Here is a 12,734-nt window from a genome sequence, read left to right on the forward strand (position 1 = left end):
TCCATATTTATAAATATAAATAGCAATGCTTTTTTACCGGCAATAAATTATCATGCAAAATACAAAAGGAGTACCTATGTTTTTCCTGTTTGCGGGAAAATAATAATCATCCATCACAAACTTTTAAAAATATATCCCAACTGCTGCCAGTATTCCAATGCTTTCGGCAAAGCATATCCCAGTCGCGGCCATGCTTTCAAACTGTCGTGAAAGACTATAATAGAACCATTGCTGCTTTTATCCACTACATTTTGATAACATTTTTGGGGAGAAAGTTTAGTATCAAAATCTCCGCTTAAAACATCCCACATTACAATTTCATAGCTTTTTTTAAGGATAGCAAGTTGTGACCGTTTTGCCCTTCCGTACGGCGGACGGAAAAACTTTGCTGCAATTAACTCATTACATTTTTGCGTGTTTTCCAGATATTCTTCATCTTCCGTGTCCCAGCCGCGTAAATGGTTAAAAGTATGGTTGCCAATGGTATGTCCGCCTGCTTTAACAGCTTCAAAAATGTCCGGATGTTTTTGTACGTTATCGCCAATGCAAAAAAAAGTAGCTTTTGCCTGGTATTTTTCCAAAGTTTCTAATACAAATAGCGTTACCTCCGGAACCGGCCCGTCATCAAAAGTTAAATAAATGGTATGTTCTTTACGGCTTTTGTTCCATATCAATCCCGGATAAAACCATTTTAACAAAACAGGTGTTTTTACCAAATAAGGCATTTTCATATTGCCATATTAAATTCAGGAAGAAAAAAGGTCGATAAAAGAAGCATCAGATATTTTCTTTTATTTGCAATACTATAAATAAAAACTACACCGGCATTTAATGGAGCAGAATAAATTGAAAATTGCAGTTATTGGCGGCGGAAGCTGGGCAACTGCTATTATTAAAATGCTGACCGATAATACTGCGCCGAAAGAGGTTTTTTGGTGGATGCGCAATGAAGAAACGTTGCAGCACATCCGTAAATTTCGGCATAATCCAAAATATTTAAGTTCGATAGCAATTTGTGTAAAACCTGAAAATTTATCTACCCAAATAAAAGAAGTGGTTGAAAAAGCAGAAGTTATTCTGTTAAACGTTCCGGCTGCTTTTTTGAAAAACGCACTTGAAGGAATTACCGCTGCAGATTTTAAAGGCAAAAAGATAATTTCTGCTATTAAAGGAATTGTGCCTGATGAAAACCAGATTGTAGGCGATTTTATTCATCAGCATTACCAGTTTCCGTTGGATCAATTCCTGGTTTTGAGCGGGCCTTGCCATGCAGAAGAAGTAGCGCTCGAAAAGCTTTCGTACTTAACACTTGCCTCGCAGGATAAAAAACTGGCTGCCGAACTGGCTTGCTATTTTAATACGCGTTACATCAAAACCAATATTTCTGATGATATTTACGGAACAGAGTACGCAGCCGTTTTAAAAAATATTTATGCCATTGCCAGCGGCATTTGCCATGCTGTTGGTTATGGCGATAATTTTCAGGCAGTATTGATTTCTAATGCCATTCGCGAAATTAAGCGTTTTGTCGATGCTGTCCATCCAATCACTCGTGATATTAATGAATCTGCTTATTTGGGCGATTTGCTGGTTACGGGCTATTCGCAATTTAGCCGTAACCGTACTTTTGGCAACATGATCGGGAAAGGTTATACGGTAAACTCGGCGCAGTTGGAAATGAATATGGTTGCAGAAGGTTATTATGCTTCCAACTGCCTGCATGAAGTAAACAAAAAGTACCAGGTTGATATGCCGATCAGCAAAGCTGTTTATGCTATTTTATATCAAAAAAGAAGTCCGGTTACCGAAATGAAACAATTGGCAGAACAATTGAGTTAATAACAGCAATTACTAAAATTAAAGCCATGAAAAAGATCAAAGCCCTATTGCTATCAGCTGCCGTGCTTTTTGCCGTTCAGTCATTTGCACAAAATACCGGAAAAGGTAAAGTTGGAACGGCCATTAACAAAGCCGGGAACAAAACAGCAGAACTTGCTGTAAAAGGCGCATCAGCTGTTGCTGATAAAAAATATGATGGAAAAGTTGGCCCGGGCGGACAAGTTATTTACATCAATAAAAATTCTAAATATTACTATGTAAATAAAAAAGGTGCGAAAGTATATGTTTCCAAAGCAAAATTAAAAGATGCACCAACAAAATAATTAGCATCAGTTTTTTTGTAAAAAGAAGAATGCCCGGGCAACACTATCCGGGCATTTTTTTGTTTACTAATTTTTAGGTGATAAAAGAAGCATTGGGTTATTAATCCCTCCAAAACATGATGAAAAATTACTTGCAATATATTGTTATATCGTTTTTTGTAATTGTATTTACCAGTTGCAAAAACCCGGCAGAAAAAAACAAAATTATGGGCAACTGGCGCTCGGAAGATAAAAAAACAGGATTAAAAATTACGGCAAAAGAGTTTACGCTGGATGAGGGCGAAGACCCGATTGCAGAAAGTTATTTTGTAAAAGGCGATACCATCTTTACTTCGTACGAAGGCGCGCAACCTTATACTAAATTTGCAGTCAAAGATTTAACAGATAAGAGTATGACACTTGTTTATCCGGATTCTACAACTGTTACTTTTGTCCGTTAACTTGTATCTTAAATATCACGAAATACTTTGCCCGGATAGTTGTTGCTTATTTTGCACAAGCATAAAATATTCAAACAAAGTTAAAGCACTGCGGATACTTTGATTATATGCTGAAGCATCAACCCTTGTATTTAAAACCTGCAAGAAATTTTTCCAGTTTGTAATTAAGCTTGCGGCATAAACCTGGTAATAATGAAAGCCTAAGTTAAACTTTTGCAAATTAGCGTTAACTTTTAACTTTTTAACAATTACATTTCCGCCTAAAGTTGCACCTTCTAAAACATACATAGCGCCTAAAACAGCGGCATTACTTCCAATTAAAATGAGGTTTTTAGAATTAAATTCCGTTTCTGGCGCATCTATATCCAGTTCTTGCAGATCTTTTAGCAACGCAGGTAATTTAATACGGTTGTTGATGTTTAGTTCGTTTTGTAAATTCTGGTCTAAACTTTCAAATAATTGCTGTTCAAAACAAGCATGGATGATGTAATTGGTTTGCAGTATCTTTTGGTATTCTTCTGCAGATAAAGTGCCATTCATTATTTTATCTACCAGCATCAATTGTTCCAGGTCATGGTGTTGTTTACTGGTTGCTTGTTTTAAAACTTCCTGAAGCATTTACTTAAATGAGGTTATATTGATTTTTTAATTGACCCTAAAATTAGAGAATTTGTATTTTTAATTTTTATCAGAAAAAAAACAATGCTTCTTTTAGCACTATAAAATTGATGTTTAGGTTTCTCCTGCCGATAACAATTATAGAAACTTATTTTTAGGTGATAAAAGAAGCATGTAAAATAAATGGAATAAAAATCAGACAAATCATGGGCCTTTAATTTTTAAAAGCAATGTAAAAAGTTGTTCCTATACCTAACCCGCTTTCAAACCAAATCCTGGCATTATGTTTTTCTACAATACGTTTAACAATGGCTAAGCCAACGCCTGTTCCTTCATAATCTTTTACATTATCCATGCGTTTAAAAAGTTCAAATACACGGCTGTAATAAGTTACATCAATACCCAAACCGTTATCAGTAACAGAATAAATAGTTTCGTCATGGTTAGCTATACCTTCTACTTTTACTTTTGCCGGAACAGACCTTGAAGAATATTTTACCGCGTTATTGATCAGATTGGTAAAAACCTGCCCGATCATTGTTTTATCGCCGGCAATATCCGGTGTTTTGCCAATTGTAAATTCCAGGTTTTCAGGTTTTATTCCCGCAACAACTTCATCTTTAATCTCGGTTAAAAGCAATTGCATGTTAATTTTTGCCGCCTCAATATCAGCTTTGCCAAGCTGCGTATAACGTAGTATTTCTTTAATAAGCAAGTTCATTTTATCAGTGCCAGCTACTATCCTTGTCAAAATGGTTTTGGCGCTATCGTCCAGGCTTTTATTTCTTGCAAGTAAAAGTTCAGAATAGGTTTTAATGGTAGATAAAGGTGTACGTAAATCATGAGAAATGGTATAACTGAAAGTATCCAACTCCTCATAAGCCAGTTGTAGCCTGTCGTTCAACAGCCTTATTTCGTTGGCTTTGCGGTTAATGGCATCTAAAATTTCTTCCCTCATCTTAACCACCAGTAAAATTTCTTTGTTGCTCCAGCGTACCGATGTGTTTTTTACAAGCTGTGTCCAGGCTTCAAAAGATTTTCGCGGCAACAATTGCATCGAACCGTTTTCTGCTTGTTCAACAGGTTTTTCCGGGTTTCCGGCCCAGGTAATAGCTTCAAGTTGTTCTGGTTTAAACCAAATGATCAACTCATTTAATTCCCTCGAAAGTGAACACGCCAAAATACCGCTTGCTACGTTACTGTAATTTTGTGCCGGTAAAAACAGCTCCGGAAAATTGTTTGTATAATAAATGTTGTTCTGCATATTGCTTTTTAGCCATAGCAATATGTCTTCAATTTGTTCCTCATTGGGCGTAATGCCAATCCTGCTGATGGTATTGTTAAAAACCAGGACAGCCCCGGCGGCATTTGTAATATCTTTTATGGTAGCAGAATGACTGGTAAGCGCACCGGAAATTTCGTTATCTAACTTGATGTACTTGGACAACTCGGTGGCAGCATTGTCTAAAGCAGACAGGTTTTCGGTATTTTCTTCTTCCTGCCGGTATTCTAACGCTGATGACAGAATTTGTCCGATCAGTTTTGAAGCATCGCGGGCTTTATAACTGATAAAGCGCGGCGTATAATTATGGCAGGCAATTAACCCCCAAAGTTCTCCATGTGCCAGCAAAGAAATGCTGAAACTGGACTGAACGCCCATGTTTTTTAAATACTGGATATGAACCGGAGAAACAGCCCTTAAAGCAGAATTACCAAGGTCTAAAGGTGTATTTTCGTCCTGAAAAGTAAGAATAGCTGAACTTGTGCTGTTTACATCGGCAATAATTCGGGTTAAATTGGTTTTATATAGTTCCCGGGCTTGTTTAGGAATATCTGATGCCGGATAATGCAAGCCTAAAAAAGGTTCTAAATCATCGTTTTTAACTTCTGCCACAACTTCGCCATGCCCGTCTTCATGAAATTTATAAAGCATTACCCGATCATAGCTGATAATTTTTTTGATTTCAAAAGCAGCATTTTTAAGTAGTGTATTTAAGTTTTTGCCGGATAATATTTCTGAAACAGATCGGCCAATCGTTTTTTGAACATCAAAATTTAAATCAGAAGTTCCAGGTTCAAATTCTAATATCAGTTCAGTATTGGATGAAGTGAGAATGATATTATAGCTATTTTGATCAATAGTAATCTGATAAGGGTTAACCGAGTCAAAGTTTTTACTGTTGTTTGCAAGGTTTAATAAGTTGGTCAACTGATCTTTTGCGCCTGATATTTTAAGATAGCTTTCCAGCTCGTTAATAGGTTTACCAAGAAAATGTCTGGCATCTTTCTCTATAAATTCTTTAATATTTTGGCTGATGTAACTTATTACAAAAGTTTTGCTGTTAATAGCAACTAAAAATCCGTGTGCTTGTATTTTACCTGGAATATGTATGGGTTCTCTGTCGCAATTGGTCAAATCTACCTGGTATTTACTCATATCGGTTACGAACATTATAAATTCAATAGTATTATAAAGATTGCTTTTTCAATGTAAGAAGAGCTGTTTTATAGTTGAATTGAACAATCAAAAATAAATTAATATTAATAGTTGCAGTACAATAATCTGATTTTTGTGTGAAGATACGTTTAAAAGATCTCGTGTTGTTTTAAAAGCGTTTACTTTTTCCGATAAAAAAGGGTGTTAAAAGAAGCATTGGCAAAAGGTGTTATAAAAAGCAAAAAGCCTCCGGATATTTCCCGGAAGCTTTTTATCAACTAAACTAAAACTAAAAACTATGCTGTAAAAACAGTATTACTGTTAAAATCTTTTGCGGCGTTCGCCACGGTCTTCCCGGCTTTTGCCAGAGAAATCACGGAAACCGCTTCCACTGCCGCCGCCGCTATAGCTGCGTTCGCGTCCGCCGTCGCGTCTTTCCCGGCTTCCGCCTTCTCTTCTTTGGTAAGCACCGCCACCAGAAGATCTTGGCGGACGGCTTTCGCCGCCTCCGGAATCACCGGATAATTCAATGCGTACATCGCGCCCCTGGAAGTTTGCATCCTTAAAAGCAGTAATTACTTGTTGTGCTTCTTCATTCGGAACTTCGAAGAAAGAATATACGCCTTTTACGTCTATTTTTCCAACTGTACGGCCGCTTATTTTGCTGGTGTTACAAATGTAACCCAACAAATCTCCGCGGGTAAAATTATCTACCGAACCAAGGTTGATGAACAAACGGGTGTAACCTGCATTTGCACCACGAGGAGCGCGTTCGCTACCTTCACGTACACGGGATTCATCAGCAGAAGCATTTAAATCTGGCGCATTTTTGTAATATTCCAGGAAACGGTTAAACTCTAAAGAAGCAAAACGTTTGATGATATCTTCTTTGCTTAGTTCTTCAAATTCGGCCATAATGCGCGGAATGTACTGATCGATCTGAGAATCGATTACTTCCACATTATGTACTTTATGAACTAAACCGAATAATTGTTTTTCGCAAACATCAAAACCGGTCGGAATTTCTGCTTTTACGAATTTTTTACCGATTACGCGTTCAATCTGACGGATTTTACCAATTTCTTTTGCGTTGATGATAGCGATAGAAACACCGGTTTTTCCGGCACGGCCGGTACGGCCGCTACGGTGCGTGTAGTTCTCAATCTCATCAGGCAAAGAATAATTGATTACGTGCGTAACGTCGCTTACATCAATACCACGGGCTGCAACATCGGTTGCAATCAGTAATTGTAAACTGCGGTCGCGATAACGTTTCATTACTTTATCGCGTTGTTGCTGCGATAAATCGCCGTGCAAAGAATCTGCATTGTAACCATCTTTAATTAAAGATTCTGCAATTTCCTGTGTTTCAATTTTAGTACGGCAAAAAACGATACCGAAAATTTCAGGGTTAAAATCTACAATACGTTTAAAAGCAGCATATTTATCGCGTGCTTTAACGATGTAGTATTCGTGCTCGATGTTAACATTTCCGGTATTTTTTGTGCCCATGGTAAGCTCAAAAGGATCGGTCATGTAATTTTTAGCGATACGGCGCACTTCTGTCGGCATCGTGGCCGAGAACAGCCAGGTTTTTTTCTCTTCGGGTGTGGTTGACAGGATTTCGTTAATGTCTTCCTGGAAGCCCATGTTCAGCATTTCATCTGCTTCATCCAAAACAACGTATTGAATAGCTGAAAAATCAATGGCTTTACGGCCGATGATATCCAGCATACGTCCTGGTGTAGCAACAACAATCTGCACGCCGCGTTTAATTTCGCGGAGCTGATCCATGATGCTTGAACCACCGTAAACAGCCACAACTTTAACGTTGGACATGTTTTTGGAATAACTTTTAATGTCGCTTGTAATTTGCAAACACAACTCGCGGGTTGGGCAAAGAATTAAAGCTTGAGGCTTGTTCTGATCAAAGTCAATCAGTTCTAATAACGGCAGTCCGAAGGCGGCGGTTTTTCCGGTCCCTGTTTGGGCTAATCCGACAAAATCGTTGCTGCCTGTTAACAAAACCGGAATAGATTGTTCCTGGATTGGCGTAGGATTTTCAAATCCTAAATCAGTGATGGCATTAACAATATCATGACGGATTCCCAGTTCAATAAATGGGTTCATGATGTAAATAACGAACTTAGCTACATTGCTAAATCTGCTGCAAAAGTAAGCTTTTTTTCCGGCATTTCAAATACTTCTGCTATTGTGAGATTGGAGTGATAATAACCGGCTTTAGCAGGAGTTACACAATGATGATTTTTATGCCTTAAAAACAGTATCAGGCAGTAACCTGAAAAAGGTTATTTCTGATCGCATACAAAACCAAACCTGTCCTTGATTTGATATTTAACTTTTGAAAAAGCGATTCGCGGTAATTATCAACCGTGCGCGGACTAACAAACATCAGATCGGCAATTTCTTTATAAGTCAGTTCCGAGCAGCAATGCTTTAAGAAGTCCAGTTCTTTGCTGCTTAAATTAGGTGCAGTTTCGTGTGCAGCTACAGATCGTATTAATTTCCCCGAAACCATTTCATTGATATATACTCCTTTTAGCATAATAATTTTGATGGCTTCCAATAAATCCCGTGGTTTTGATTCTTTCAGGATGTAACCACATGCCCCGGAACGGATCATTTTTATAACCGCTTCATCATCTTCAAACATGCTTAAAGCAAGTACATGTATTTTCGGATAATTTGCTTTTAGCCAGCAGGTAGAAGCGTAACCATCCATCACCGGCATATTAATATCCATCAGAATAACTTTTGGCAGGGCCTGTTTTAATAAAGCCTGTTGCATTTGCCGGCCGTTTTCTGCTTTAAAAACCACTTCCAGTTCTTCAAACTCACTCATCAGGCCAGAAACACCTTCGCGGAAAAGGGTATGGTCATCAACAATAGCGATGGGAATACGGTCAGGTTTCATATTCATTCAGGGATAAGGAATACTTAACTTTATAACAGTACCAGTGCCGGGCTGGGATTGAATATGCACTTCCCCTCCCATTAATTCAGTTCTTTTACGGATGTTGTGCAAGCCCATTCCACCGTGCTTTCCCGGCGCTTCATCCATTAAAAATCCAACCCCGTTGTCTTCAACTGTCAGATGGAGGTTATTGTCCCGGCAGCCTAATTTAATCTTTATTTGCGTAGCAAAAGCATGTTTTATCGTATTATTTAAAATTTCCTGCAGAATGCGAAAAATGAGCAGGTCTTTATCCGGGTTGCTGGCTGTAAAGTTGGTTTCTATTTGATAATCCACCTGGTACTGCCCTGCCTTTTGCAGCCATTCAATTTCATAATTTACGGCTTCGGGTAAACCGCTGCTTATCAATTGCTCGCCCTGTAATAATTTACCTAATAAACGAAGCTCTTTAATGCAGCGGCTGTTTAGATCTAATGCCGAATTTATTTTTTGCTGTGCTTTGTCTGGGTCCTCCATCTCAATAGAATTTAACGTGAGGGAAGTTAGGCTTAACAATTGTCCAATATTATCGTGCAAGTCTGCACCGATGGTTTGCATGGTTTGTTCTTGTACTTCTAATTGGGTTTTTAGGAGCTCTTGTTGAAATTGGATTAAATCATTTTGATGTTTTCTTTTTCTATTATGATAAACAAATGCGGTATATATTATTATGCTTATTAACAAGATAAAAAATATGCTAATTATTAGTACTAAGTTGAAAACTTCTTTTGATGTAAGCATAATAATCCAATGCTGATACAAGAGTAAAGCACAATATTTAATGGCTTTATTATTATATCAAATAAACTCAAAGTTATGTTTGTTGTCGAATTAATAAGTGTTTGATATAATCCTGCATAAACAAATATTCCTCCATAAAAGGTTAGAACTCCTATTGAAATCCAAAAATTTGGATATTTATATATAGGTAAATCTATACTTGTATCTAAAGTAAATAGTAAGTGCGAGTAGAGGATAAAAAGTAAAAAACCTTCAATATCAATATTCAAAGATGGAAAAGATTGAAAATTATAATAGAAAAACGAAATGATTAAACTAAGAGTTATAAAAACAGGTATAGAGTAAAGAATTGTGTTTCTTATTCTATTAAAAGTACTTGAATTTAAATAGTACATGCAAAGTAATGGATATTCTATAATACAGAACATATGTAAAACCCAAGAAAAGCTTTTGTTCAATTTTGTTGAAATCTCACATATTAATTCTTCTATTAACGTAGCAAACAATAAGATTGAAATATATGATATTTTTTTTTGAGTATTCTTCTTTAAAGAAAAAGCGATGATTAAGCAAGTTGAAATTAAGCAATAGTAATAAACATAATAAACATCCATTTATTTAGAGTCATTTGCCATTTTTAATAATGCGTATCTTGGATCTGTTAATTTTTTTTCCAATGATGATTCAGGAGGGTGGGCAAACTCTCCAGTTAATGACTGTGTTGTGATTTCATCAATACCATTACTGCTGTTTTTTTTTATTGTATCCTTTTTGCGGTAATGCAAATCGTTTCCATCACAATCTACACCAACTAAAACTAAGCTTATGTGAGGGTTCTTTTTAGGTTCTCTTAGGCAAAGATAACTTCTTATCCCTTCGCATTTTGGCTGACTTAGTAATTTTAGTAGAATGTTTTTATCATATGTTATACCATAACTAACCTTAAAAATATCAATTAGGGTAGTATCAACAAAGTCAAGGTGTTCTGCAGAAAGATTTTCTGATTTAAGATTTAAATGAGGAAATGCTTCTTCGACAAATTTAATATAATTACTAATTAAATGTACGGCTGTATCAGCATCAATAGGACGTCCATATGGTTTTTGTTTTGAATCCATATTTACACTTCTGCATTCTTCAAAAATATCTATCTCACCGTTTTCAATAGGTTCGTCTGGTTTAGTTCTATCGTATTTCATACCCCAGGTTTTCCAGGTAATACTCGTTTTTTCGGATGAAGGTTTTTTAGACATGATTTGATAAATTAAGATGAAGGTTAATTTTGGAAGTTAAGATTTATATTGTAAAATTCCACAATAACTTTCTCAATCACAACGCGTTTTAGCCTTTTTACTACCGTAAAAACACCCTATTTAAAAAGGACAATCCACGCTAAGCTTTCCTGCTGCAAGGCCACAATTTTGAGACCATCATTCACCTTAAAATCTCAAGATCATGAACCTCGTACGCAACCTCAATTATGCCAACCGCCTCAACCCCATCTGGCAGCAGGCCAACAACCGCGCTAACCGTTATTTAAACAAACTGCTGGTAAAAGAAGCATTGAAAACGCTGCCTGCCATGCTGCTGTTCAAGATCAGGCGGTATCAAAAGTTTATATCGGCTATTGTAATTGTTTTATTGGTGATGCTATTTTTAGCACATCAAAATGGTTATGCACAAGCAGATTCTACAGCCTATTACAAAAAGCTGGCTTTAGAAAATAAGCATTACCCAAAAAACAATATGCAGATAAACTTATCGTCGCTGGCTTTGCAGAACTATAATTTCAGCTACGAGCACTCTTTAAGCCGCAAAATAACTTTTATGGCCGGCTACCGCTATATGCCTTTAAGTACCGTTGGAGATATTTCCCTGGTAAAAACAGTAGTGAACAAATATTTAAACGACCAGGACGGGCTAAAGAACGACTTGTCAAACATCAGCACCGGCAACAAAACCTTTACCGGAGAATTCCGCTTTTACGGCGGCAAGCATCCGGGCGCACGCGGCTTTTACGCTTCTTTGTATGGCCGCTATACCAACATGCAGGTTAATTACAATTATAACTATGCCACAACTGCCCAAAAGTATGTAGTGCCCTTGCAAAGCAGTTTAAAAGGTTTTGGCGGCGGGCTGATGTTTGGATCCAAGTTCCTGATTGCTAAACGGGTTACTTTGGATTGGTATATCATCGGCGGGCATTACGGTAAGATTTCGGGGGATGGCCAAGCGGCAGTCAACCTCAGCACCATGTCATCCGCTGATAAGAACAATTTAAAATCCGACCTGGAATCCAAGTTTACCATCCAAAATAAAAACTATGTAACCGCCACGGTAGATAACAATGGTGTAAAAACCAACACCAACGGCCCTTTTATTGGCCTCCGGGCTTTAGGTTTTAACCTGGGGATTGCTTTTTGACCTGTAAAAAATTCCTTGTGCTTTACCAAATACGCAAGTATGTTTTCTCTAAATATTGAATTATGGAAACTTTTGATATAGATACAGTTGATGCCAAAGTTGGTTATTTAGATTATCAACTGTTTACAGGCAAGTTAGACGGATTGAACTTTAAAAGTAAAACAGTTATCAATACCATAAACCAATACTCTTTTTGTTTGGCAGAAAAAGATTTAAAGTTTAAACAAGCCTTAAAACAAGCTGATATTTTGCTGCCGGATGGGATTGGTATGGTAGCAGCAGTAAGCTGGCAAACGAATGCCTGTATCCGCAAAATTTCCGGCTCTGCCTTACATGCCCATTTATTAAACGATCTCAATCAGATCGGTGGAAGCTGTTTTTATCTCGGTTCTTGTACAGAAACCCTGCAAAAACTACAGCAACGGCTGGCTTTGGATTATCCATACGTGCAGGCAGGGTTTTATTCGCCTCCGTTTAAAGCAGCTTTTTCCAGGGAAGATAATGAAATAATGCTTACTGCAATAAACGATTTCCGGCCTGATGTTTTGTTTGTTGGCATGACTGCGCCAAAGCAGGAGATTTGGATAGCAGAAAATAAAAATGAGATCAATGTCCCACTGATATGTGCCATCGGCGCCGTGTTTGATTTTTATGCCGGAACGGTAAAACGGCCAGGCAAAGTTTGGATCAAACTTGGATTGGAATGGCTGGGCAGATTGTTGAACGAACCCAAGCGCTTATGGAAAAGATATTTGTATTACGGGCCGGTGTTTGTGTTTTTACTGGTTAAATATAAGCTGCAAGGTTGGTTTATTTTGAATTGATTTTCTCTAATTTCTTGGAACTTGTTTAAACTTATATCAGAAAAAAAATCCCGATGCTTCTTTTAGCAGTATAAAATTGATTGCCTTGCTGGCAGATACGAAAAGTAAATGGCT

General features: G+C 37.3%; 12 protein-coding genes. 5 read left to right on the forward strand and 7 right to left on the reverse strand.

Annotated features, from left to right (window positions below; genetic code table 11):
• Window positions 1–113: 113 nt before the first annotated feature.
• Window positions 114–731, reverse strand: coding sequence for a polysaccharide deacetylase family protein (locus tag GO621_RS17200; protein WP_232335695.1), 618 nt, complete (start codon window positions 729–731; stop codon window positions 114–116).
• 100 nt (window positions 732–831) lie between these two features.
• On the opposite strand from GO621_RS17200, the gene GO621_RS17205 reads away from it, so the two are divergent.
• From GO621_RS17205 to GO621_RS17215, 3 genes are all read left to right on the forward strand, one after another.
• Window positions 832–1,839 carry an NAD(P)H-dependent glycerol-3-phosphate dehydrogenase gene (locus tag GO621_RS17205; protein ID WP_157569344.1) on the forward strand — a complete coding sequence of 336 codons (1,008 nt, stop codon included), beginning with the start codon at window positions 832–834 and terminating at the stop codon, window positions 1,837–1,839.
• Window positions 1,840–1,865: 26 nt separating this feature from the next.
• Window positions 1,866–2,162 carry a hypothetical protein gene (locus tag GO621_RS17210; protein WP_157569346.1) on the forward strand — a complete coding sequence of 99 codons (297 nt, stop codon included), beginning with the start codon at window positions 1,866–1,868 and terminating at the stop codon, window positions 2,160–2,162.
• A 116-nt stretch (window positions 2,163–2,278) separates the two neighbouring features.
• On the forward strand, window positions 2,279–2,602 hold the full coding sequence (locus GO621_RS17215) for a hypothetical protein (RefSeq protein WP_157569348.1): 324 nt from the start codon (window positions 2,279–2,281) through the stop codon (window positions 2,600–2,602).
• A gap of 15 nt (window positions 2,603–2,617) precedes the next feature.
• On the opposite strand, the gene GO621_RS17220 is transcribed toward GO621_RS17215, so the two are convergent.
• From GO621_RS17220 to GO621_RS17245, 6 genes are all read right to left on the reverse strand, one after another.
• Window positions 2,618–3,220: a biliverdin-producing heme oxygenase gene (locus tag GO621_RS17220; RefSeq protein WP_157569350.1), complete on the reverse strand. Its 603-nt coding sequence runs from the start codon at window positions 3,218–3,220 to the stop codon at window positions 2,618–2,620.
• Window positions 3,221–3,434: 214 nt separating this feature from the next.
• Window positions 3,435–5,657, reverse strand: a complete 2,223-nt coding sequence (locus GO621_RS17225; RefSeq protein WP_157569417.1) for an ATP-binding protein — start codon at window positions 5,655–5,657, stop codon at window positions 3,435–3,437.
• Window positions 5,658–5,978: 321 nt separating this feature from the next.
• Window positions 5,979–7,787: a DEAD/DEAH box helicase gene (locus GO621_RS17230; protein ID WP_157569352.1), complete on the reverse strand. Its 1,809-nt coding sequence runs from the start codon at window positions 7,785–7,787 to the stop codon at window positions 5,979–5,981.
• Window positions 7,788–7,944: 157 nt separating this feature from the next.
• Window positions 7,945–8,598 carry a response regulator transcription factor gene (locus tag GO621_RS17235; RefSeq protein WP_232335696.1) on the reverse strand — a complete coding sequence of 218 codons (654 nt, stop codon included), beginning with the start codon at window positions 8,596–8,598 and terminating at the stop codon, window positions 7,945–7,947.
• A complete protein-coding gene (locus tag GO621_RS17240) occupies window positions 8,599–9,189 on the reverse strand; it encodes a sensor histidine kinase (RefSeq protein WP_198170300.1) in 591 nt (196 codons plus the stop codon).
• A 797-nt stretch (window positions 9,190–9,986) separates the two neighbouring features.
• Complete coding sequence (locus GO621_RS17245; RefSeq protein WP_157569358.1) at window positions 9,987–10,625, reverse strand: hypothetical protein; 639 nt, start codon at window positions 10,623–10,625, stop codon at window positions 9,987–9,989.
• A 202-nt stretch (window positions 10,626–10,827) separates the two neighbouring features.
• Between GO621_RS17245 and GO621_RS17250 the strand changes: the two genes are divergently transcribed.
• Both GO621_RS17250 and GO621_RS17255 read left to right on the forward strand, forming a co-directional pair.
• A complete protein-coding gene (locus tag GO621_RS17250; protein WP_232335697.1) occupies window positions 10,828–11,796 on the forward strand; it encodes a DUF3575 domain-containing protein in 969 nt (322 codons plus the stop codon).
• A 62-nt stretch (window positions 11,797–11,858) separates the two neighbouring features.
• Entirely contained in the window at window positions 11,859–12,620 is a 762-nt protein-coding gene (locus GO621_RS17255; protein WP_157569359.1) for a WecB/TagA/CpsF family glycosyltransferase, read from the forward strand.
• The last annotated feature ends 114 nt before the right edge of the window (window positions 12,621–12,734 follow it).

The organism is Mucilaginibacter arboris, assembly GCF_009754915.1.
Classification (GTDB): Bacteria; Bacteroidota; Bacteroidia; order Sphingobacteriales; family Sphingobacteriaceae; genus Mucilaginibacter_A; species Mucilaginibacter_A arboris.